This is a genomic window from Roseivivax sp. THAF30 (assembly GCF_009363575.1).
GTDB lineage: Bacteria > Pseudomonadota > Alphaproteobacteria > Rhodobacterales > Rhodobacteraceae > Roseivivax > Roseivivax halotolerans.
The window spans coordinates 3,458,183-3,481,635 of sequence record NZ_CP045389.1; the positions used below are offsets into that span (position 1 = coordinate 3,458,183).

A 23,453-nucleotide genomic window follows, 5' to 3' on the forward strand; every position below is an offset into this window, starting at 1 on the left:
CAGTCTTTCCCCCGTTTGTCTATGGGCTCGGTGCAGGACGGGCAAGCAGATGCCGCCACACGAGACGGTGACAGGCGAAAGAGAGCGTATGCTAGGGTTCGGAACACTCACGAAAAAGGTCTTCGGCACGGCGAACGACCGGAAGATCAAGTCGACCCGGCCCCTGATCGAGAAGATCAACGCTCTGGAGGCCGAGTATGAGGCCCTGGACGACGCGGGCCTGAGGGCCAAGACGGACGAGTTCCGCAAGCGCTTCGAAGGTGGCGAAAGCCTCGACGATCTTCTCCCCGATGCCTTCGCCAATTGCCGTGAGGCCGCCAAGCGGGCGCTCGGTCTGCGCGCCTTCGACGTGCAGCTCATGGGCGGGATCTTCCTGCACCAGGGCAACATCTCGGAGATGAAGACCGGCGAGGGCAAGACGCTGGTCGCCACCCTTCCCGCCTATCTCAACGCGATTTCCGGCAAGGGCGTGCACATTGTCACGGTGAACGACTACCTCGCCCGCCGCGATGCCGACTGGATGAGCAAGGTCTACGGTGCGCTCGGCCTGACGACTGGCGTGGTCTATCCGCGCCAGCCCGAAGACGAGAAGAAAGCCGCCTACCAGGCCGACATCACCTACGCCACGAACAACGAGCTTGGCTTCGATTACCTGCGCGACAACATGAAGTCCGAACTGGACCAGATGTATCAGCGCGGGCACAACTTCGCGATCGTGGACGAGGTCGATTCCATCCTGATCGACGAGGCACGCACGCCGCTCATCATCTCGGGTCCGAGCCAGGACCGCTCGGAGCTTTATACCGGGATCGACAAGCTGCTGCCGGATCTTACCGAGGAACATTACGAGCTCGACGAGAAGACGCGCAGCATCTCCTTCACCGACGAGGGCAACGAGTTCCTTGAAGAGCGGCTGCGCGAGGCCGGGTTGATGCCCGAGGGACAGACGCTCTACGACCCCGAATCGACCACGCTCGTGCATCACGTCACGCAGGCGCTCCGGGCACACAAGCTCTACCAGCGCGACAAGGACTACATCGTGCGCGACAACGAGGTCGTGCTGATCGATGAATTCACGGGCCGCATGATGGCGGGCCGCCGCCTGTCTGACGGTCTGCATCAGGCCATCGAGGCCAAGGAAGGCTGCCAGATCCAGCCCGAGAACGTCACGCTCGCAAGCGTGACCTTCCAGAACTACTTCCGCCTCTACAACAAGCTGTCGGGCATGACCGGCACCGCCACCACCGAAGCCGAGGAATTCGCGGAAATCTACGGGCTCGGCGTGGTCGAAGTGCCGACCAACCGGCCGATCGCGCGGATCGACGAAGACGACAAGGTCTACCGCACCGCGCAAGAGAAGTACGAAGCCATCGTCGAGGAGATCCGCCTCGCCCACGAGAAGGGCCAGCCCGTCCTCGTCGGCACCACCTCGATCGAGAAGTCCGAGATGCTGAGCCAGCTGCTCCAGAAGGCCGGGCTCAAGCACAATGTCCTGAATGCGCGCCAGCACGAGCAGGAAGCCCAGATCGTCGGCGATGCCGGCCTGCCGGGCGCCGTGACGATCGCGACAAACATGGCCGGGCGCGGCACCGACATCAAGCTCGGCGGCAATTTCGAGATGAAGGTGCAGGCCGCGCTCGATGCCGACCCCAATGGCAATCCCGAAGAGATCCGCGCGCGGATCGAAGCCGGGCAGGCCGAGGCCGAGGACAAGGTGAAAGAGGCCGGTGGTCTGTTCGTTCTGGCGACCGAACGGCACGAAAGCCGCCGGATCGACAACCAGCTGCGCGGCCGCTCGGGCCGTCAGGGCGATCCGGGCCGCTCGTCCTTCTTCCTCTCGCTCGACGACGACCTGATGCGGATCTTCGGCTCCGAACGGCTCGACAAGGTGCTCTCCTCGCTCGGGATGCAGGAAGGCGAGGCGATCGTTCATCCGTGGGTGAACAAGTCGCTCGAGCGCGCGCAGTCAAAAGTGGAAGCGCGCAACTTCGACATCCGCAAACAGCTTCTGAAGTTCGACGACGTGATGAATGACCAGCGGAAGGTCATCTTCGGTCAGCGCCGCGAGATCATGGAAGCCGAGGATCTCTCGGAAGTCACCGAGGATATGCGGGAAGAAGTGATCGACGATATCGTCGATACGTGCGCCCCGCCAAAGAGCTACGCGGATCAGTGGGACGTCGAAGGGCTTGATGCCGATATCAAGGACAAGCTCAATATCGCGCTCCCGGTCGCGGAGTGGGCAGAAGAAGACGGCGTCGACCAGGATGTGCTGCGTGAACGCATCGCCGAAGCCTCCGACAAGCTCATGGCGGAAAAGGCCGAGGCGTTCGGCCCCGAGGCGCTGCGCCAGATCGAGAAACAGGTTCTCTTGCAGACCATCGACTCCAAATGGCGTGACCACCTCCTGACACTGGAGCATCTGCGTTCGGTCGTGGGTTTCCGCGGGTATGCACAGCGCGACCCGCTGAACGAATACAAGACCGAGGCATTCCAGCTCTTCGAATCGATGCTGGACAGCCTGCGTAGCGAGGTCACGCAGAAGCTGGCCCAGATCCAGCCGATGAGCGAGGAGCAGCGCAAACAACTCCTCGACCAGCTACGCCGCGAACAGGCGCAGGCCCAGATGGCGGCTGCACAGGCCCCTGCGGGCGCGACGAATCCCGAAAGCGAAGCGGCAGGTCCGGCGGTCGCCGCGAAGGAACCGCTGATCGACGGCTTCGACGAGACAGATCCCTCCACCTGGGGCAATCCGGGACGCAACGCGCCCTGCCCCTGCGGATCGGGCCAGAAGTTCAAGCATTGCCACGGTCGCCTCGCCTAAATGATCCTTGCCCGTGACGGCGCGGTCGTCGCGGGCAGTTTTCGTCGCATTGTTCCTATCCCGGAAACGCCTCGGGCTCTCCACGCCTTTGCCGCAAGCTCGCCAAGTTTGCGGATCATACGATTGTTGAAAGAAACCGTATGGTGGAGGCTCTTATGGCCCAACCCAAGACCTATGCGCTCGCTGCCGGAACAGTCTTTACCGCGTTCGCGATCGGCTACGTGATGCAATTTGGCCTGCCCGGCTTAAACGACCCATCCGAACCCATTGAAGTCAGCGGGATCGTAGACACCGCCGCGCCTGCAGGGCTTGAGGACAGTGCGCCTGCCCTGGCGACCGCGGGCGCGTTCCCCACCCTTCCGCAAGAGTCGCGGCCTGCCCCCGCACTTCAGCGGGCGAGTGTCGAAGTCGCGGCGGTCGAAGGCCAGAGCACAAGCGACGCGATCCTGCCCAAGGACGTGCCGAGCGCCGGGTTCGACTGTGCGATCAGTGCCACCGCCGAACCGGGTGCGGCAGCGATGGTCATGCTGGCGCTTGATGCGCCCTGCCACGGGTCGGAACGCGTGACCGTCCACCACAATGGCTTGATGTTCACCGAAACCGTGCAGCCCGATGGTACGCTCAGCCTCGATGTGCCCGCACTCGCGGAAACCGCGGTTTTCATCTTCTCCTTCGGCTCCGGCGATGGCGCGATCGCGCAGGCTCAGGTCTCCTCGCTGGCGTTCTACGACCGCGTAGCGCTGCAATGGCGGGGCGATTCGGGGCTTGGACTTCACGCCCGCGAAGCTGGTGCCGACTACTTTGCCGACGGCCATGTCTGGGCCGGATCGCGCGGCACGATCGAAGCTGCGGCGCGCGGCGAAGGTGGCTTCCTGGCGCGGCTGGGAGACACCCACGCGCCCGAAGCTTTGATCGCAGAGATCTATTCCTTCCCCGCTGGTACGGCGCCGGCCGAGGCAGAGGTCGCATTGTCGGTGGAAGCCGAAATCACGGCATCGAATTGCGGTCAGGATCTCGACGCGCAGATGATCGAGCGGCGAGGCGAGGCGGCACTCAGCGTGCAGGACATCGAACTGGCCATGCCCGAATGCGATGCCGTGGGTGACTTCCTGGTGCTGGACGCCATGGTCCGCGACATCGAGGTCGCATCGAACTGACCCTCGACGCTCCGGCTATTGAAATTTCGCCGCGCGGCACGAACAGTCGCGCGGCGTGTTTCATGCACCGGAGGGGTCCGTCATTCTACCGACACGAGTTCTTGCGTGCCGCATCCTGGCTGCGGCCAGTCTCTGCCTGACTGCGCTGTCTCTGCCTGCCGTGGCGCAATCGGATGATGTGACGTTACGCTCCTATGACGGGGGCGTCTCGCTGTCCGGCACGCTTCTGGGCTTTGACGGCGAATTCTACCGCATCGACTCCGAATATGGCGAATTGACCGTGGATGCCTCTGGCGTCTCCTGTGCGGGCGTGGCCTGCCCATCGCTGACAGATTTCGTCGCAGAGTTGCGGATCTCCGGTTCCGACACGATTGGACGGGTTCTTTTGCCGGCTCTCATCGAAGGCTTCGCGCTGCGGGAAGGTTACGAGTCCTCGCGCGAGGAAAGCGGCCCGGATGCCACGCTTTACACGCTGACCAGCACGGAGACGGAGCGTACCGTCGCACGGTTCTACATCTCGAGCACTACCTCCGATTCGGGGTTTGCGGATCTTCTGGCGGACGAAGCAGACCTCGTCATGTCGCTGCGCGAGATCCGGGCCGAGGAGGCAGAAGCGGCGCGCGACGCCGGGCTCGGCGATCTGACGGAGGCGAAATGGTCCCGCGTGTTGGCCCTAGACGCGATGGTGCCCGTCGTCTCATCGCAAAACCCGGTGGAGACCATCTCCCTGCGGACGCTGACCGACATCCTCGCCGGGCGAACAAGGAACTGGCAGGCACTCGGCGGGCCCGATGCACCTGTCGTTTTGCATCTGCCAACGGAAAGCTCCGGACTTGCCCAGTCGATCGGAGACCGGCTGGCGCGGGCTCTGCCCGAGGCCGCCGAAGGCCAGGTGCTGCGCCATGACAGTCAGGAGGCGCTTGCGGCTTCCGTGGCCGTGGACCCCTTCGGGCTTGGCATTGCGAGCTTTTCGGAGATCGGTCTGTCCAAGCCGCTTTCCGTGGATGGTCCTTGCGGCTTCAGCCTCTCGGCCGAGCGCGGAACGATCAAGACCGAGGACTGGCCGCTGACCGCGCCGATGTTCCTCTACCTGCCTGCGCGCAGATTACCGAAACTCGGCCGCGACTTTCTGGCCTATACCGCATCGGAGCCCGCGCAGAACGTCATCCGGCGCGTCGGCTTCACCGATCAGGCCGTGGAGGATGTGCCCATCGCGCATCAGGGCTCGCGCCTTGCGAACGCCATTGCCGTCGCGGATGGCGAGGAAGGTCTTGCAGAGCTCAAGCGCCTGCGTACCGAGCTGGCCCCGCTCAACCGCCTGACATTGTCGTTCCGTTTCGAACCCGGCTCGACACAGCTCGACGCGCAATCCCGCGCCAATGTCGCGCGGCTGGCCGCCGACATAGAGGCGGGCCTTTACGATTCGAGGACCATGCTTTTCGCCGGTTTCTCCGACGGGGCCGGACCCGCTTCGGCCAATCTCGTGATCGCGCGAAACCGCGCGGAGGCTGTTCGCGACGCGGTCATCGCCGCTGCCGAAGCCGCAGATCCCGAGCGGCTCGATATCCGCACGGACGGCTTCGGCGAGGCCATGCCGATGGCCTGCGACGATACGGTCTGGGGCCGGAAGGCCAATCGCCGCGTCGAGGTCTGGCTCGACTGATCCGCTCTACAGATACCCCTCAGAGCGAAAGCTGAGTTCACGGCATTTTCCGATCACCAGGTGATCGTGCAACGTCACGCCCATCACCTCGCCTGCGCGCGCGACCTCGTTCGTCATCGCGATATCGGCGTCGGAGGGCGATGGATCACCGGAGGGATGGTTGTGCACGAGGATGACCGCCGAGGCGTTCAGCTCGAGCGCGCGCTTTATGACTTCGCGGGGGTAGACCGGCACGTGATCCACCGTGCCACGCGCCTGTGCCTCGTCCGCGATCAGCACGTTCTTGCGGTCGAGGAAGAGGACGCGGAATTCCTCGATATCCTTGTGGGAGAGCGCCGCGTGGCAGTAATCGATCAAGGTTTGCCAGCTCGAGACGATGGGACGATGCATGACCTTGCCACGCGCCAGACGCTGCGCGGCGGCCTCCACGATCTTCAGCTCGCAAATCACCGCAGCGCCGACCCCGTCCATTTCGAGAAGCCGCGCGCGCGGCGCCGAGAGAACCCCCGCGAAATCGCCAAAAGCGTCCAGAAGCCGGCGCGCGACCGGCTTCACATCGCGGCGCGGGATGGCACGGAAGAGCACAAGCTCCAGCATCTCGTAGTCGGGCACGGCATCGGCGCCGCCGGAGACGAACCTGTCGCGCAGACGCTGGCGGTGATCGCGAATGTAGGAAGGAAGTGCCACCGGCCCGCCAGTATCGCGCGGCGGCGGATCGAAAAGCGCGCCTTGCGCGTCTGAAAAACCGGTCTGGATCATGGCCTGGACGCTAGCGCACGCAGGCTTAATTCGGCGTTAACGCCACCCGTTCATTTGCCTGCTCGACGTTCACCAAGTCTTTACGTCTTCGGCGCAGATTTGTCGCGACCTCCAAAGGCAAGGTCGCTCGTTTCCCCAAGCGAGGCGCGCGCCGCGATCCCCCGACACCGCAGCGCGCGTTCAAGAGCTTTATTCCGCGGCGTCGCGCCGTGGCAGCACCCAATCGGGGCGCGGGAAGTGACAGGTATAGCCATTCGGGAACCGCTCAAGATAGTCTTGGTGTTCCGGCTCCGCCTCCCAGAAGTCACCCACGGGCTCGACCTCGGTTACCACCTTGCCCGGCCAGATACCAGAGGCCTCGACATCCGCGATCGTGTCTTCGGCAACCGCTTTCTGGTCCTCGTCGACGTAATAGATCGCCGAGCGATAGCTCATGCCGATGTCGTTGCCTTGGCGGTTCAGAGTCGTCGGGTCATGGATCTGGAAGAAATATTCAAGGATCCGGCGATAGGAGATCCGCGCAGGATCAAACCAAAGCTCCAGACCCTCCGCGTGGGTCCCGTGATTGCGGTAAGTCGCGTTCGGCACGTCCCCGCCGGTATAGCCCACACGTGTCTTCTCGACCCCGTCGAGCTTGCGGAAGAGGTCTTCCATACCCCAGAAACAGCCGCCTGCCAGAACGGCGCGTGTCAGATCGCTCATGCTCTTTCCTCCACCTGGTCGAGATACTTGCCGTAGCCTTCGGCTTCCATGTCGTCGCGATGCACGAAGCGTAACGCGGCCGAGTTGATGCAGTAGCGTAGTCCGCCGCGATCGGGCGGTCCGTCCGGGAAGACATGTCCAAGATGGCTGTCCCCGTGACGCGAGCGCACCTCGGTGCGGATCATACCCATCGTGGTGTCGCGCAGCTCGGTGATGTTGTCCGGCTCGATCGGCTTCACGAAGCTCGGCCAGCCGCAGCCCGATTCGTATTTCGTCGACGACGCGAAGAGCGGCTCGCCCGAAACGATGTCGACATAGATCCCCGGCGCCTTGTTCTCGAGATACTTCCCGGTGCCGGGGCGCTCGGTGCCGTTTTCCTGCGTGACGCGATAGCTCTCGGGATCGAGTGCGGCCACCGCGTCCGGGTCTTTGCGATACTCGCTCATGTGGCTCTCCATGCTCGGAATGTCTGTGGTTCAAGATGGGGATGCAGACGACAAAGACAACGGTCCTGCGACAGGCGACCCCTCGCCCATCCCTGACGTCTCGATGAGCGGAGGAGCGCGGCATGCCACTCGAGGCAGGGAACCGGCGGTGGATCGCCCGCCCCGGACGCCCCGTCGAGCCGGGCGCCGCCGATACTTCGTGCGCCGCGCGCAGCGCGCAGACAAAGCCGCGCGACGCCCCCATGTCTCTCATGTCGGCGCGCCCAGAAATGCCCGCCGACCCCCGTGCGAGACTGCGAAAAGGAGACCTCGATGAGCACGCGCACCAAGACCCTCGGCATGACCGCCCTGCTGGCCGCCTCGACTTCGGTCGCGGCGGTGGCTCAGACCGCGCCCGAAGAAGGCGGCCCGCCCACAGAGCCCGCACTCGAAGCCGCCCCGGAGGTCGGGATGACCCCTGATACCGCCGCGCCGGGCATGACAAGCGGTGCGCCCGACACCTTCAGTGAACTCGTCTCCATCTTCGAGGAGGGGATGCCGGAGATGGCGGATCCCGCCGTGATCGACACAGGATATGTCATCGACACGCTGACTCTCTCCGACATCCCGGATCAAGCGGCAGGTGAAGGCGAAAGTCTCGATCTCGCGCTGGCCGATGTGGAGGGCGAACTCGCCGCGATGCAGGACGAAATCGCGGCAAACGACATGCTTGCGGACCTGCTCGAAGCGCAGGGCTTCGCCGCTGAGGATGTCATCGGCATCTTTGCCGCTGCCCCGGACCGGGTCGAGCTTCTGGTCGACGACCGCGCCTGACGGGCGGGGGGGCGAGCGTGGCCTCCGCATCTCCCCAGCGGAGGCCACATCTCACGCCGGCAGCCGCGCCAAGGCCCAAAGCGCCGCATCGCGGACGGTCTCGTCGGGATCCTCGGCCAGCGCGGCCGCCGCGGGCCGCAGCCGCGCACTGCCCGAGTTCCCGATGGCATAAGCGACGTTCCGCACGAAGCGGTCGCGCCCGATCCGCTTGATCGGCGAGCCCGAGAACCGCGCCCGGAAACCGGCATCGTCGAGCGACGCCAGTTCCGCGAGATCCGGTGCCAGCAGGTCCTCCCGCGCGGCATAGCGGATATCGCTGGCCTCGGCTGCAAACTTGTTCCACGGGCAGACCGCCAGGCAATCGTCGCAGCCATAGATCCGGTTGCCGAGACCTTCGCGCAGCTCTTCGGGCACGGGCCCCTTGTGCTCGATGGTCAGGTAGGAAATGCAGCGACGCGCATCGAGCTGGTAAGGTGCCGGAAACGCATCGGTCGGGCAGATGTCGAGGCACCGGCGGCACGAGCCGCAATGATCCGTTTCGGGCGTGTCACGCTCCAGCTCGAGCGTCGTGAAGATCGAGCCGAGAAAGAACCAAGATCCCATCTCCCGGCTGACGAGATTGGTATGCTTGCCCTGCCATCCAAGGCCCGCGGCTTCCCCGAGAGGTTTCTCGGCCACCGGCGCGGTGTCGACGAAGACCTTGATCTCGGCCTCCTCTCCCGCCGCCTCGGCCTCGGCGATGAGCCATCGCCCGAGCCGCTTCAGCCTCTTCTTGACGATGTCGTGATAGTCCCGGTTCTGTGCGTAGACCGAGATCGCGGCACGTTCGGGCGCGCCCAGGATCGCCATAGGGTCATGATCCGGCGTGTAGCTCTCCCCAAGCATGATGATCGACCGGGCCTCGGGCCAGAGCACCTGCGGATCGCCGCGCCAGGAGGCGCGATCCTCGAGCCAGCCCATCTGGCCGTGCCGCCCCTTCTCCAGGAACGCGCCGAGCCGCTCCGGTACCTTCGGGATGTCACCCGGCCCGCAGATCCGGCACATGGTGAACCCGGCGGCCTCCGCCTCGGCCTTGAGGCGCGCCGTCAGGGACATGCGCGAAAGCTACGCTCTTTGGGTTGGCCCAAATACCGCGGCCGTCCGATGCCACGAGGCGCCACGATTTCAGAAGTCGAGATCGGCATAATGCGGCGGCGGCGGGAAGCCCGGAAGCTGATCGGCCAGGATCGAACGGAAGGCCGGGCGCGACTTGATCTTCGCGTACCAGTCCTTCACCGCCGCCTGCCGATTCCAGTCCACGTCCGAGATATAATCGAGGGAAGACAGATGCGCGGCGGCGGCGAAATCGGCGAGCGTCATCACGTCGCCCGCAAGCCAGCGCCGATGATCGAGCAGCCAGGCCATGTAATCGAGGTGATATTTGACCGCCTTGGCCCCGGCTTTCACGTTGGTGCTGTCCGGGAAGCCGGCCTTCATCACCTTCTTGTTCACCCGCTCATAAAGCAGCTTCGACGTCACTTCGCTGTGAAACTTGTCATCGAACCACCCGACCAGCCGGCGCACCTCGAAGCGTGCATCGGCGCTCTTGGGCATCAGAGCGGGCTCGGGATATTTCTCCTCGATCCACTCGCAGATCGCGGCGGATTCCGCCATCGTCTTGCCGTCGATCTTCAGGACCGGCACCTTCGCCGCCGGGTTGCGTCGGATGAAATCGGGATCCTTTTCCCAATAGCGTTCTTCGGCGAGTTCCACCTCGATCTTCTTTTCGGCAAGGCTCAGTCGGACCTTGCGGCAGAAGGGGGACAGGGGAACGTGATAGAGCTTGGCCATCTGGGGCAGATCCAATGAATGAAAGCGAACGCGTGGTCGTCTCTAGACCCGCAACCGCTCCGACTTCAACAGGCAGCGCGGGGCGCGGGCAAGCTCACGCCGGCTCGAAGCAGGATGCGCGGCCATCCCGCTGGATCGTCGCGGCCCCGTCCATGATCGAGGCCGCGCGCCGCCGCACGAAATTCGAGGGGTCGGACGCGGATCGGCCCTTGGGGTCCGGCAGGATGGCCGCGAGGCGCGCCGCTTGCGTCGGAGTCAAATCCGCCGCCGAGACGCCGAAATAGTGCCGCGCCGCCGCTTCGACACCGAACACGCCTTCATCGAATTCGATCATGTTGAGATAGACCTCGAGGATACGCCGCTTCGGCCAGACCGCCTCCATGCCGGGCGTGATGACAGCCTCGAGCGCCTTTCGCGGCCAGCTTCGACCCTGCCAGAGATAGACGTTCTTCACCACCTGCTGCGAGATCGTCGAGGCGCCACGATTGCCGCCATCCTCGATCGCATCGCGGATAGCGCTCATGTCGAAGCCCCAATGCCGGCAGAAATTGGCATCCTCCGCCGCGACGGCGGATCGGTACATCACGGGCGCGATGGCATCGGAATTCACCCATTGCCGCTCCACCCCGCCGAGACGCCGCGCTTCGGACATGATGTAGGGTGTCGTCGGCGGGGCCACGACCCGATAGAGCCCGATCCCCAGAGCGATCAGCACCACCAGCGCCAGCACGGCGCGGAAGAGCCACTTCGCCAGGAAGCGGCCAGGCCGAATCTTCGTTTTCGTCTTGCTCGATTTTTTCGCCATAACGCCGTGATACCGCCCCGTAGGCGACCGGGAAAGCGGCTCTGCATGACGTGGGAAAGTCTGACGCGAACAGGTCACGCGCAGTCGGGACGGGACAGGTCTTGCCGCCGCCGCACGTGCCTTTTACGGCAAGCTTTTGAATGAGTGCCGAGAATCACATGTCACAGCGAGATTTCATCCGTCACGTCGTCTTTTTCACCGCCCGGGACGAAGCCGATATCCCCCGTATCATCGAGGGGCTGAAACAATTGGGCGATATCCCGCACGTCACGCATTTCGAGGTCCGCGAATGCGCCCGCATGGACCAGATCGCGAATGACGTCGACGTCGTCGTCTATGCCGAGTTCGCCGATCGGGCGGCATTCGACGCCTACAAGGCGCATCCGATCTACCAATCCTCCATAGACGTGGTGCGGCCCCTTCGGGACACCCGGGTCGCCGCGGATTTCTAAGCCGCATGTCGGCCCGCAGCATTCGCTTCGATACCGGCCCGCTGGGGCACGGCACGGAATTCCGCGCGCCGCTCCGCGTTCTGTCCGCGTGGAAGGCTGAAGACGTTGCACCTCTGCTGGCAGAGATGGAGAGCTGGCGACGCGCGGGCTACTGGCTGGCGGGTCATGTCGCCTACGAGGCCGGATATGCGCTGACGCCGAAACTGGCCGATGCGATGCCCGCTGAGAGGTCGGGTCCGCTTCTGCAGTTTGGTGTCTTCGATGCGCCGCAGGCACCGTCGCAACACAGCGTGATGCTGCCCTTCACGCTCGGCGCGACCGTGCCGCTCTGGTCGCAAGACGAGTATCGCGCGCGGTTCGACCAGGTGCGGGACTACATCGCGGCGGGCGACATCTATCAGGCCAACCTGACCTTCCCGTTCAAGACTGAGCTCTATGGCACGCCCGAGGCGCTTTATGCCGCGCTTCTTCTTCATCAGCCGGTCAGATACGGAGCCTATGTCGATCTTGGTGGGCCGGTGATCCTGTCCCGCTCGCCCGAGCTGTTCTTTCGCTGCGATGCGTCCGGCAGCCTGACCGCGCGACCGATGAAGGGCACTGCCCCGCGCGGCGCGACCGCCGAGGGGGACACGGCGCAGGCGGCGTGGTTGCAAAGCTCCGAAAAGAACCGTGCCGAGAACCTCATGATCGTGGATCTTCTGCGGAACGATCTCGGCCGGATCGCACGGATCGGAAGCGTCGCCGTGCCTCAGCTCTTCGAGATCGAGACCTACGCGACACTGCACCAGATGACATCGACCGTCACAGCTGAGCTGCGCGAGGGTGTCACGCTACCCGAACTCATCGAGGCGCTCTTTCCCTGCGGGTCGATCACCGGGGCGCCAAAGATCCGCGCGATGCAGATCCTTGCCGAGCTGGAGGCAGGGCCGCGCGGGGTCTATTGCGGCTCAATCGGGTGGATCGCCCCTGACGGCGCGATGGAATTCAACGTCGCGATCCGGACGCTCACCTGCCACGAAGACGGCACGGTGCGGTTCGACGTGGGCGGCGGTATCGTCTACGACAGCACCGCAGAGGCGGAATACGACGAAGCACTGCTCAAGGCGCGGTTTGTCGACATCGCGCCGCAGCCTCAAGCCGCCGAATAACCACCGGAAACCCGCGACGGAACGTGAAAAGGGCCGGACGCAGTGTCCGGCCCCTTCTGGTTATTCGGCCGGCACCGCCTCGGCCTCAAGCCCCACGGGATGCGAGAGCTTGTCGAGCATCTCGGTCGGGCAGACCTGCAGGAAGTTGCCCCGCTCTTCCTCCCAATGTTGGAGGATATCGGCGGCCTTGCGGCTTCCCGTCTCGGCATGGTGCCGCTCGATCAAGCCGCGCAGCTCGGCTTCCCAGTGCTCGACCGTGACCGGCCCCATAACGAGGCTCTCGGGATTGATATAATCCCGCGCCACGCCGTCGGGATCGTAGAGATAGGCCATGCCGCCGGTCATCCCGGCCCCGAAATTCGCACCGATCGAGCCAAGGATCACAGCGACCCCGCCGGTCATGTATTCGCAACCGTTGGAGCCGCAGCCTTCGACCACTACATGCGCGCCCGAGTTTCGCACCGCAAAGCGCTCCCCCGCGCGGCCCGCGGCGAAAAGATACCCCGCCGTCGCGCCGTAAAGCACCGTGTTGCCGATGATCGTGTTCTCGGCTGCCACCAGCGGCGAGGCCATCGGCGGACGCACGACGACGATCCCGCCGGAAAGGCCCTTGCCGACGTAATCGTTGGCATCGCCCGATACCTCGATCTTGAGGCCCGGCGCAGCGAAAGCACCCAGCGACTGACCGGCGGACCCCGTCAGCTTGATATGCAGGTGATCGGGCTGCAGGGCGTTCCGCATTCCGAATTTCTGCACGATATGGCTCGATGTCCGCGTGCCGACGGTGCGGTGCGTGTTCTGCACCGCGTAGGACAGCTGCATCTTCTCGCCTTCGTTCAGGAAGCGCGCGGCGTCCTTCACGATCTCGGAATCGAGCGTGTCGTCAACCTCGTTGCGCGGCCCATTACGGTCGAGGCGCACCTCGTCGGCCCCGTCCACGCGGATCAAGAGCGGGTTGAGGTCGAGATCATCCAGATGATCCGAGCCGCGGCTGACCTGGCTCAGAAGGTCCGCACGGCCGATCACGTCATCAAGCGAGCGTGCACCGATTTCGGCCAGAAGCTCCCGCACTTCCTGCGCGTAGAAGGTGATGAGGTTCACGACCTTGTCGGCGTTGCCGGTGAACTTCTCGCGCAGGCGATCATCCTGGGTGCAGACGCCAACCGGGCAGGTGTTCGACTGGCACTGACGGACCATGATGCAGCCCATCGCGATAAGCGCGGCGGTGCCGATGCCGTATTCCTCCGCGCCGAGCATCGCCGCCATGACGATGTCGCGCCCCGTTCTGAGACCGCCATCGGTACGCAGGGTCACGCGGCTCCGCAGGTTGTTCATGGACAGAACCTGATGCGCCTCGGTGAGGCCCATCTCCCAAGGCAGACCCGCATACTTGATGGAGGTCGCAGGGCTCGCTCCCGTACCGCCATTGTGGCCCGAGATCAGGATGACGTCGGCCTTGGCCTTGGCAACACCCGCCGCGATGGTCCCGACGCCCGAGGAGGCGACCAGCTTTACCGTCACCTTCGCGACCGGATTGATCTGCTTCAGGTCGTAGATGAGCTGCGCAAGATCCTCGATCGAGTAGATATCGTGATGCGGCGGCGGCGAGATCAAAGTCACGCCGGGCGTCGAATGGCGCAGCTTCGCGATGAGTTGCGTGACCTTCATGCCCGGAAGCTGGCCCCCCTCGCCGGGCTTGGCGCCCTGCGCGACCTTGATCTCGAGCTCTTCGCAATTCAGCAGGTATTCCGCCGTCACGCCGAAACGGCCCGATGCAACCTGTTTGATCTTGGCCGAGCGGTTGTCGCCGTTCGCGTCGGGCGTTGAATCCTTGGGATCCTCGCCACCTTCGCCGCTGTCGGACTTCGCGCCGATCCGGTTCATCGCGATGGACAGCGTGCGGTGCGCCTCAGGCGACAGCGCGCCGAGGGACATGCCCGGCGTGACGAACCGCTTGCGGATCGAGGTGATGCTCTCGACCTCCTCGATGGGAAGCTTCGGCCCCATCGGCTTGATATCGAGCAGATCACGCAAGTGGATCGGCGGATTTGCCCGCATCGCCTTCGAATACTGCTTCCATGTCTCGTAGGAGGCCCGGTCACACGCCGATTGCATCAGGTGCATGGTCTGCGCGCCCCAGGCATGGGTTTCGCCAGATTTGCGCGCCTTGTAGAAACCGCCGATGGGCATGACGTCGCGCCCGCCCCGGAAGCCCAGCGCGTGGATCTCCTCGACCTTCTTCTGAATGCCGGAGACGCCGATCCCGGAGATCCGGGAAATCATGCCGGGGAAGTATTCGGCGCACATCGCGCGGGAGAGACCCACGGCCTCGAAGTTGAGGCCGCCGCGATAGGACGAGACGACCGAGATGCCCATCTTCGACATGATCTTCAGGACGCCAAGGTCGACCGCGTCGCGATAACGCTTCATCGCGTCGGTCAGCGAGCCGTCGAGAAGGCCGCGCCGGATGCGGTCCGCGATCGTGTCCTCGGCAAGATAGGGGTTCACCACGGTCGCACCCGCACCGATCAGAACCGCGAAGTAATGCGGATCGATGCATTCCGCCGAGCGCACGTTGAGCGAGCAGAAGGTCCGCAGGCCCTTGCGCGTCAGGTGGCTGTGCACCGCGCTCGTGGCCAGGATCATCGGCATCGCGACCTTGCTCTCGTCGGCATGGTGATCGGTCAGCGTGATATGACCCGCGCCAGAGCGCACCGCGTCCTCCGCTTCAGCGCGGATCCGCTCGAGATTTTCCTTGAGCGTGTTGCGCCCGCCGCCCGGAGGGAAGGTGCAGTCGATCTCCACCATCTCGGCGTTGAAATGAATCTTGAGCGCGTCGAACTGGGCGTTACCGACGAACGGTGTATCGAGCACGAGGATCTCGGTCTGCGCCGAGCTCTCGTCGAGCACGTTCTTGAGGTTGCCGAAGCGCGTCTTGAGGCTCATCACGCGGAATTCGCGCAAGCTGTCGATCGGCGGGTTCGTCACCTGGCTGAAGTTCTGCCGGAAGTAATGCGACAGTGGCCGGTAGCGCTTTGACAGGACTGCGGAGGGCGTGTCGTCGCCCATGGAGGCCACGCTCTCCTTCGCATCCTCGGCCATCGGCACGAGGATCTGCTCGATCTCCTCGACGGTATAGCCGGCCGCGATCTGGCGGCGGCGAAGCTCACCGGCTTCGAAGAGCGGCGCTTCCTCGACCTTGGAAAGCGGCTCGTCAAGCTCGGTGATCTTGCCGACCCAGTCGCCGAACGGCTGCGCGGCCGCGAGCTTGTTCTTGATCTCGACGTCGTGGAAGAGTGCGCCTTCCTTCATGTCGACGGCGATCATCTGACCGGGGCCGAGCGCGCCCTTCTCCTTCACGCTGGCCTCTTCGGTCGGCACCATCCCGGCCTCGGAACCTGCGATCAGCAGATCGTCGCCTGTCACCACGTAGCGCATCGGCCGAAGGCCGTTCCGGTCGAGGCCGCCGCAGACCCAGCGACCGTCGGTCATGGCGAGCGCCGCCGGGCCATCCCAGGGCTCCATCACCGAGTTGCAGTAGGAATACATGTCGCGCCACGCTTGCGGCAGCTCCTCGGCCTGCTTGGACCAGCTTTCGGGCACAAGCATTGTCTTGGCCATCGGCGCATTGCGGCCCGCCCGCACCAACACCTCGAACACGGCGTCGAGCGCCGCCGAATCCGACGCGCCGTTCGCGATGATCGGCTTGATGTCGCCCGCCATGTCTCCGAACGTGGCCGACGCCATGCGGATCTCGTGGCTCTTCATCCAGTTGGTGTTGCCCTTGAGCGTGTTGATCTCGCCGTTATGGGCGAGCATCCGGAAGGGCTGCGCGAGCCACCATTGCGGGAAGGTGTTCGTGGAATAGCGCTGGTGGTAGATTGCAAACGCGCTCTCGAAGCGCTGATCCTGGAGGTCGGGATAGAACTCCGCGACATCCTGGGCGAGCATCATGCCCTTGTAGATGATCGACCGGCAGGAGAGCGACGCAATATAGAGCTGCGCCACGCCCGCGGCGGCGGCGGCTTTCTCGATCCGGCGGCGGATCACGTAAAGCTCGCGCTCGAAGGTTTCCTCATCGACGCCGCGCGCGTTCGAGATCAGGATCTGCTCGATCTCGGGGCGGGTTGCGTTGGCCTTCTCGCCAAGACAGTCGACGTTCACCGGCACGTGCCGCCAGCCGTAGATATAATAGCCCATCCGCAGGACTTCGGTCTCTACGATGGTCCGGCAGGTTTCTTGCGCGCCGAAATCGGTGCGCGGCAGGAAGACCTGGCCCACGGCCATCAGCTCATCCTTGCGCGGGTCATGGCCCGTCCGCTCGATCTGGTCGTAGAAGAAGGAAACCGGGATCTGCACATGGATGCCAGCGCCGTCGCCGGTCTTGCCGTCCGCATCGACCGCGCCCCGATGCCAGATCGCCTTGAGCGCGGTGATCCCGGCATCCACGACCTTGCGCGAGGGCGTTCCATCGATGGAGACGACAAGGCCGACGCCGCAGGAGGAATGCTCCTCGGCTTCGGAATAGAGCCCGTTCTCGGCCAGCCATTGGCGCTTGGCCTCCATCTCGGCGGCCCAGTTGGCGTCGTATTTGGTCATGGCAGGTTCTCCTTCGGCACAAAGGCATTCTCAGCTTCGTATTCGGCCCGGGTGCGGCGCGGGTGATCCCCCGCGAGGCTCAGCGCCTTCAGCGCCCGGTCCACATATATCTCGCTCGTGAGCGGCAACGACGCGGCCGCGTCGAAGAGCCCCGGCATCAATTCGTAGTCGGCCCCGTCATCCCGCAGCCAGAGATGGCTGCCACAGGTACCGCAGAAGGCGCGTTCGGCGAAGGACGAGCTGCGATAGCGGCGCACCGGCCCTTCGATCTTCACGTCTTCCGGCGCGGCCGGCACCATGACATAGACCCCGCCCGTCCAGCGCTGACACAGGCGACAGTGACAGGCGTGAACGCCGCCCTCGTGGTGGGCGACGCTCAGGGTCACGGCGCCGCACAGGCACGCGCCGGTCATGGAGGTCTCGGCGCCGACCATCCTATTCCGCGGCGATGGCGCTGGCGCCGTCGAACTGGCTCAGCACCGCCTCGGCGCAGTCGCGCCCATCGCGGATCGCCCAGACGACCAGGCTTGCGCCGCGCACGATGTCGCCGACGGCATAGACACCATCGAGGCTGGTCTTGCCGCTGGTGAACTCCGCCTTGACCGTGCCCCAACGGGTGACTTCGAGCCCTTCCTGCCCCCACAGCGTCGGCAGCTCCTCGGCTTCAAATCCGAGCGCCTTGATCACGAGGTCGGCGGGCTCATCGTATTCCGCACCCTCGATGGGCTCGGGGCTTTGGCGACCTGTCGCGTCGGGCGCGCCCAGGCGCATCTTCTGAACGACGACCGCATTGACCGGGTCGCCCTTGAAAGCCTTCGGCGCGGTCAGCCACTCGAACTCGACGCCTTCCTCCTCGGCATTGGCAACCTCGCGTTGAGAGCCGGGCATGTTCTGACGATCGCGGCGGTAGAGGCACTTCACGCTGGTCGCGCCCTGCCGGATAGAGGTGCGGACGCAATCCATCGCGGTGTCACCGCCTCCGATGACCACCACGCGCTTGCCCTTCGCGTTGAGCTCACCGCTTTCGAATTCCGGCACGTGGTCGCCGAAATTCACCGCGCGGTTCGACGCGGTGAGGAAGTCGATCGCCCGCACGATCCCGTCCGCACCGGCCCCCGGCCCCTTGAGATCACGGCTCTTGTAAACGCCGGTCGCTATGATGACCGCGTCATGCTTCTCGCGGATCTCGTCGAAACCGATGGTCTCGCCGACATTGCAGTTCATCACGAAGGTCACGCCGCCTGCTTCGAGCTGCTCGTTCCGGCGCATGACGACGGGCTTTTCGAGCTTGAAGCCGGGAATGCCGTAGGTCATCAGCCCGCCCGCGCGGTCATATCGGTCATAGACCGTGACCTGCACGCCGGCGCGTCGCAGGACATCGGCAGCAGCAAGCCCGCCCGGTCCTGCACCTATGATGCCGACGCTTTCGGGACGGTCGGCGGCAGGTTCGATCGGCTGGACCCAGCCCTCTTCCCAAGCAGTGTCGGTGATGTACTTCTCCACCGCGCCGATGGTCACGGTGCCATGGCCCGATTTCTCGATCACGCAATTGCCTTCGCAAAGACGGTCCTGCGGACAGATCCGGCCACAGATCTCAGGGAAGGTGTTGGTCGCCTGGCTGACCTCGTAGGCCTCTTGCAGGCGTCCTTCGGCGGTCAGCTTCAACCAATCGGGGATGTTGTTGTGGAGCGGGCAGTGCGACTGACAATAGGGCACGCCGCACTGCGAACAGCGACCGGCTTGCTCCGCGGCCTTTTGCTCCGCGAACTCGGCATAGATCTCCTGGAAGTCCTCGCGGCGCTCCTCTGCGGTGCGCTTGTCGGGCATGTCGCGACCAACGGTCACGAATTTCAGCATCGGCTGCTTGGCCATGTCGATAATGTCCTCGGAATTCCTCTCGTCGGCGTCATATAGCTGCGTTCGGAATAATAAAAGTCAGTAATGCTGACATATATTCAAAAAATAGCCTTCAGGAAGTCGAAAAGCACACCGGCACACAGCATATTTAGGTCCGGTTTGCGATATATATTCCCCCTTCCCTCTGGAATCACTCTGATTATAGGGAAGGCAGGCGTCCCGTTACCCAAGGCCATCTCATGTCCCTCTGGCACCTCGTCCTTCTGGCCCTCATCCAGGGCATCACTGAGTTTCTGCCGGTTTCCTCCTCGGGCCACCTGATTCTCCTGCCCGGCCTAACCGGGGCCGAGGATCAGGGACTGGCGCTCGACGTGGCGGTGCATATCGGCACGCTCGGTGCGGTGATCCTCTATTTCTGGTCCGATGTGCGCGTGGCGCTCGGCGGCACGCTGCGACTGGCGCAAGGAAAGATCGACACCAAGGGCGCGTTTCTCGCACTGTGCCTTCTGATCGCGACGATCCCCGTCATGGCCGCGGGCCTGGCCTTGCGCCTCACCGGCCTCGACGACGCGCTGCGCTCCGTCGCGGTGATCGGCTGGGCGATGATCGTCTTCGGCCTCGTTCTTTACTGGGCGGATCGCACCGGCGCTGAGACTCGCACCGCGCCCGAATGGACGCTGAAACACGCGATGATCATGGGCCTCTGGCAGGTTCTGGCACTCATTCCCGGCACGTCGCGGTCAGGCATCACCATCACCGGCGGACGGCAACTCGGCTACGGCCGGCACGACGCGGCCAGGCTTGCCATGCTGATGTCCATCCCGACGATCCTTGCCTCTGGCGCGCTTCTCGGCGCAGAGGCGCTCATGGAGCCTGACGCTTTCCCCTGGCGCGATGCCGTCATCGGCGCTGCGCTAGCCTTCTTGGCCGCGCTCGCCGCGCTGGCGCTGATGATGCGGCTCCTCAGGAGCGTCAGCTTCACACCCTACGTCATCTACCGCGTGATCCTCGGCCTCGCCCTTCTGGTCTACGCCTATTCCTGAGCGTCATGCGCCGCGCGGCTGTCGTCCGGCGCCTCGGCACGGTCGAACATGCCGTAATCGCGCAGAACATGGCAGACCTTGAGCCGGTAGTCCGAAAAGACGCCGCGCCGCCCCTTCGACTGCGCGCCGCGATGGGCTGCAAGCTGCCGCCAGCGTTCGACCGCATCCTCGTCCTCGAAGAATGAGATCGACAGGAGCTTGTCCGGATCGGTGAGGCTCTGGAACCGCTCGACGCTTATGAAGCCCTCGACCTCATGCACCATCGGGCGCATTTCTGCGGCGATGTCGAGATATTCGTCCTTGCGCCCTTTGGCGGGGATGACTTCGAAAATGATCGCGATCATGGGCGGCCTCCTCGCAGGGTGTCATAATGCGTTCCACGCCGCGCGGGAAGGCGCCGCTTATGCCCCCGGACTTGCCGCCCTCATCCCGGCGTCAGCACATGCCGCAAGAGCGCCACCGGATGCCGCCGTAGCGTCAGGCGCATGGCGACGTAATCCTCCACCACCTCCTCGCCCTCGCTCATCTCGGGCAAGAGCGCCGCTGGCTCCACGATCCCCTCCCCGTCCATATCCCCCGAGAACAGCGGCAGGGGTTTCGCGCCGCCCAGCGCCTTCGCCTCCCAGAGCGCCGCGCGCCGCGTGAGCCCGAGCGGGGCGAAGACATCCGCCTCCGCGAGCCGCGCCACGCGGGCAGGCGCGAGCCCGGCCCGCCGCCAGACATCGCCGACGCTCTGGTAGCCGTTGCCGCGCGCGGCGGTCAGCCAGACCGCGTCCTCCTCCGCGAGTCCCTTGATCTGCCGGAACCCGAGCCGGAGCGCGAGTCCGCCGCGTCCGTCGGGTTCCATCACGTTGTCCCAGTAGCTGTCATTGATCGCCACGGGCCGGACCTCGACCCCGTGCTCGCGCGCATCCCGCACGATCTGCGCGGGCGCGTAGAACCCCATCGGCTGCGCGTTCAGCAGCGCGCAGGCGAAGATGCCGGGGTGGTGGCACTTGATCCAGGCCGAGGCATAGACGAGGAGCGCGAAACTCGCCGCATGGCTTTCGGGAAACCCGTAAGAGCCGAACCCCTCGATCTGGGAAAAGCAGCGCTCCGCGAAATCGGCCTCGTAGCCGTTCTTGCGCATCCCCCTCAGGAACCGCTCTCGAAAATCGCCGATATGTCCGAGCTTCTTGAAGGTCGCGAGCGCCCGGCGCAGCCGGTCCGCCTCGGAGGGCGTGAACCCCGCGCCGATGATGGCGATCTGCATCGCCTGCTCCTGAAAGAGCGGCACGCCCAGCGTCTTGCCCAGAACCTGCCCCAGCGCATCCGAGGGAAAGGAGACGTCCTCCTCTCCGTTCCGGCGGCGGATATAGGGATGGACCATATCGCCCTGGATCGGTCCCGGCCGGATGATCGCGACCTCGATCACCAGGTCATAGAAACTGCGCGGCCGCATCCGGGGCAGGAAGTTCATCTGCGCCCGGCTCTCCACCTGGAAGACCCCGATGGAATCGGCCCGGCAGAGCATGTCGTAGACGCGCGGATCCTCTGGCGGCAACGTCGCCAGGTCGTGCCGCGCCCCGTGATGCCGCGCGATCAGGTCGAACGCCTTGCGGATACAGGTCAGCATCCCAAGGCTCAGCACGTCGACCTTGAGGATGCCCAGCGCATCGATATCGTCCTTGTCCCAACAGATGACCGTGCGATCCTCCATCGAGGCGTTCTCGATCGGCACCAGCTCGTCGAGCCGCCCCTCGGTCACGATGAACCCGCCCACATGCTGCGAGAGATGCCGCGGGAAGCCGATGATCTCGAAGATCAGCTCCATCGTCAGCATCAGCCGCGGATCCTCGGGGTCGAGCCCGATCTCCCGCATCCGCTGCGGCTCGATCCCGTTGGTGGAGAAGAAGCCCCAGAGCTGCGACGAGAGCGCCCCGATCGTGTCCTGCGAAAGCCCCATCGCCGCGCCCACCTCGCGAATGGCGCGTTTGCCGCGGTAATGGATGACCGTCGCGCAGAGCCCCGCGCGGTGCCGGCCGTAGCGCGCATAGATGTGCTGGATCACCTCCTCGCGGCGCTCGTGCTCGAAATCGACGTCGATATCGGGGGGCTCGTCGCGCGCCTCCGAGACGAAACGCTCGAAGACCATTGTGCCGATCTCGGGACTGACCGATGTGACGCCGAGGCAATAGCAGACTACCGAATTGGCCGCAGAGCCGCGCCCCTGGCAGAGTATCCCCCGCTCGCGGGCGAAGGCCACGATATCGCGCACGGTAAGGAAATAGGGCGCATAGGCCAGCTGCGCGATCAGCGCCAGTTCGTGCTCGAGCAGCTTTGTCACCTTCTCAGGCGCGCCGCCCGGATAACGCCATTTGAGCCCCGCCCGCGCCAGCCGTGCGAGCCGCGCATCGGCAGTCTCTCCATCCGTGATCTCGGAAGGGTATTCGTAGCGGAGCGTGCCAAGGTCGAAATCGCAGCGCGCCGCAAGCCGCACCGCCCGGTCCAGCGCCGGGGCATGAGGGCCCAGAAGGCGGCGCATCTCGGGCTCCGACCGCAGCCGCTGCTCGCCGTTTGCCAAGGCATCGCGGCCAAGATCGTCGACCCGGATGCCCGTGCGGATCGCGGTCATCACGTCCGCAAGCCGCCGCCGCCGCCCGTGATGCATGATGGGCCGCGCGCTCGCCACCGTCTCGATGCCGAGACCGCCCGCGAGCCGCGCGAGCCGGTCGAAGCGCGCCGCATCTTGCCCGTCATAGCGCGGGCTCAGCATCATGTGGACGCGTGTTTTATGCCCCGCCACAAGCCTCCGGGCGAGCGGCTGCCAGCGCGCCACCTCTCCGGGCTCCGGCCCCGAGAGAATGAGCTCCAGCCCGTCGGCCCCTTCCATCAGGTCCGCGAGCCGCAGATCGCACGCCCCCTTCTCCGCCCGGAGCCGCCCCCTGGAGATCAGCCGGCACAGCCGCGCCCAGCCATCCCGCGTCGCCGCGAGCGCGGTGATCTCGAGCCCTTCGGCCAGAACGAGACGCGCCGCCGGGATGAGCCGCGGCACGTTGCGGATCGCAAGGGACGGGCCTGCCTCGCAGCCCTCTGGCGCAGGCGGGCCGATGGGGCCGTCCGCCGCTTCGGCTTCGGCGCGTTCGGCCAAGATCCGCGCGATCTCCCGCGCGCGCTGCCACGCGCGCACGATCCCGGCCACCGAGTTCTCATCGGCAATGGCAATGGCCTCCAGCCCTTCCAGCGCCGCGCGCTCCATGAATTCCTCAGGGTGCGACGCGCCGGTCAGGAAGGTGAAGTTCGATGTGATGCTGAGTTCGACGGACATGAGGGAATCAGGCAGCTTTCCGCCATATGTTCCCATTTTGTTCTTTTG

The 23,453-nt window shown here is 64.8% G+C and carries 18 protein-coding genes; 7 read left to right on the plus strand and 11 right to left on the minus strand.

Translation table 11 applies throughout. From position 1 onward, the window contains the following. The first annotated feature begins 88 nt into the window (after window positions 1-88). From secA to FIU91_RS16765, 3 genes are all read left to right on the plus strand, one after another. The gene (gene secA, locus FIU91_RS16755; protein ID WP_152463771.1) at window positions 89-2,824 is read left to right on the plus strand and encodes a preprotein translocase subunit SecA; all 2,736 of its coding nucleotides are present in this window, start codon (window positions 89-91) and stop codon (window positions 2,822-2,824) included. Between the two features lie 155 nt (window positions 2,825-2,979). Further along, complete coding sequence (locus FIU91_RS16760) at window positions 2,980-3,981, plus strand: translocase (RefSeq protein WP_152463342.1); 1,002 nt, start codon at window positions 2,980-2,982, stop codon at window positions 3,979-3,981. A gap of 55 nt (window positions 3,982-4,036) precedes the next feature. Next, complete coding sequence (locus FIU91_RS16765; protein WP_371418201.1) at window positions 4,037-5,644, plus strand: phosphate ABC transporter substrate-binding/OmpA family protein; 1,608 nt, start codon at window positions 4,037-4,039, stop codon at window positions 5,642-5,644. 6 nt (window positions 5,645-5,650) lie between these two features. Here the strand turns inward: FIU91_RS16765 and radC are convergent, their stop codons facing one another. From radC to msrB, 3 genes are all read right to left on the minus strand, one after another. Further along, window positions 5,651-6,403: a DNA repair protein RadC gene (radC, locus tag FIU91_RS16770; RefSeq protein ID WP_152463343.1), complete on the minus strand. Its 753-nt coding sequence runs from the start codon at window positions 6,401-6,403 to the stop codon at window positions 5,651-5,653. Between the two features lie 189 nt (window positions 6,404-6,592). After that, window positions 6,593-7,105 (minus strand): peptide-methionine (S)-S-oxide reductase MsrA, encoded by a 513-nt coding sequence (msrA, locus tag FIU91_RS19580; RefSeq protein WP_216651616.1) that lies wholly within the window; start codon window positions 7,103-7,105, stop codon window positions 6,593-6,595. Further along, window positions 7,102-7,551: a peptide-methionine (R)-S-oxide reductase MsrB gene (gene msrB, locus FIU91_RS19585; RefSeq protein WP_093009255.1), complete on the minus strand. Its 450-nt coding sequence runs from the start codon at window positions 7,549-7,551 to the stop codon at window positions 7,102-7,104. The genes msrA and msrB overlap by 4 nt, the downstream gene beginning before the upstream one ends. A 312-nt stretch (window positions 7,552-7,863) precedes the next feature. Here msrB and FIU91_RS16785 point away from each other — a divergent pair, with 312 nt between their 5' ends. Next, window positions 7,864-8,364: a hypothetical protein gene (locus tag FIU91_RS16785; protein WP_152463344.1), complete on the plus strand. Its 501-nt coding sequence runs from the start codon at window positions 7,864-7,866 to the stop codon at window positions 8,362-8,364. Window positions 8,365-8,415: 51 nt separating this feature from the next. Here the strand turns inward: FIU91_RS16785 and queG are convergent, their stop codons facing one another. From queG to mtgA, 3 genes are all read right to left on the minus strand, one after another. Beyond that, window positions 8,416-9,459 (minus strand): tRNA epoxyqueuosine(34) reductase QueG, encoded by a 1,044-nt coding sequence (gene queG / locus FIU91_RS16790; protein ID WP_152463345.1) that lies wholly within the window; start codon window positions 9,457-9,459, stop codon window positions 8,416-8,418. Between the two features lie 69 nt (window positions 9,460-9,528). Then, window positions 9,529-10,194, minus strand: coding sequence for a glutathione S-transferase family protein (locus FIU91_RS16795; RefSeq protein ID WP_093009256.1), 666 nt, complete (start codon window positions 10,192-10,194; stop codon window positions 9,529-9,531). Window positions 10,195-10,288: 94 nt separating this feature from the next. Then, window positions 10,289-10,999, minus strand: a complete 711-nt coding sequence (gene mtgA / locus FIU91_RS16800) for a monofunctional biosynthetic peptidoglycan transglycosylase (protein WP_152463346.1) — start codon at window positions 10,997-10,999, stop codon at window positions 10,289-10,291. A 158-nt stretch (window positions 11,000-11,157) separates the two neighbouring features. Here mtgA and FIU91_RS16805 point away from each other — a divergent pair, with 158 nt between their 5' ends. Continuing rightward, window positions 11,158-11,451 carry a Dabb family protein gene (locus FIU91_RS16805; protein ID WP_152463347.1) on the plus strand — a complete coding sequence of 98 codons (294 nt, stop codon included), beginning with the start codon at window positions 11,158-11,160 and terminating at the stop codon, window positions 11,449-11,451. 5 nt (window positions 11,452-11,456) lie between these two features. Beyond that, window positions 11,457-12,599 (plus strand): aminodeoxychorismate synthase component I, encoded by a 1,143-nt coding sequence (locus tag FIU91_RS16810; protein ID WP_152463348.1) that lies wholly within the window; start codon window positions 11,457-11,459, stop codon window positions 12,597-12,599. 60 nt (window positions 12,600-12,659) lie between these two features. On the opposite strand, the gene gltB is transcribed toward FIU91_RS16810, so the two are convergent. From gltB to FIU91_RS16825, 3 genes are read right to left on the minus strand one after another with little or no spacing between them, the layout of a single operon-like run. After that, entirely contained in the window at window positions 12,660-17,198 is a 4,539-nt protein-coding gene (gene gltB / locus FIU91_RS16815) for a glutamate synthase large subunit (protein WP_152463349.1), read from the minus strand. Further along, entirely contained in the window at window positions 17,195-17,632 is a 438-nt protein-coding gene (locus FIU91_RS16820) for a GFA family protein (RefSeq protein ID WP_172975039.1), read from the minus strand. Before FIU91_RS16820 ends, gltB begins: the two co-directional genes overlap by 4 nt. A 1-nt stretch (window position 17,633) precedes the next feature. Beyond that, window positions 17,634-19,070, minus strand: a complete 1,437-nt coding sequence (locus FIU91_RS16825) for an NAD(P)-dependent oxidoreductase (protein WP_093008881.1) — start codon at window positions 19,068-19,070, stop codon at window positions 17,634-17,636. 224 nt (window positions 19,071-19,294) lie between these two features. Between FIU91_RS16825 and FIU91_RS16830 the strand changes: the two genes are divergently transcribed. After that, a complete protein-coding gene (locus FIU91_RS16830; RefSeq protein WP_152463351.1) occupies window positions 19,295-20,098 on the plus strand; it encodes an undecaprenyl-diphosphate phosphatase in 804 nt (267 codons plus the stop codon). Here FIU91_RS16830 and FIU91_RS16835 read toward each other — a convergent pair. Together FIU91_RS16835 and FIU91_RS16840 are read right to left on the minus strand one after the other, a co-directional pair. Next, window positions 20,089-20,442 carry an antibiotic biosynthesis monooxygenase gene (locus FIU91_RS16835; protein ID WP_152463352.1) on the minus strand — a complete coding sequence of 118 codons (354 nt, stop codon included), beginning with the start codon at window positions 20,440-20,442 and terminating at the stop codon, window positions 20,089-20,091. The two genes, FIU91_RS16830 and FIU91_RS16835, sit on opposite strands and share 10 nt — an antisense overlap. A gap of 80 nt (window positions 20,443-20,522) precedes the next feature. After that, complete coding sequence (locus FIU91_RS16840) at window positions 20,523-23,405, minus strand: error-prone DNA polymerase (protein WP_152463353.1); 2,883 nt, start codon at window positions 23,403-23,405, stop codon at window positions 20,523-20,525. Window positions 23,406-23,453: the final 48 nt, after the last annotated feature.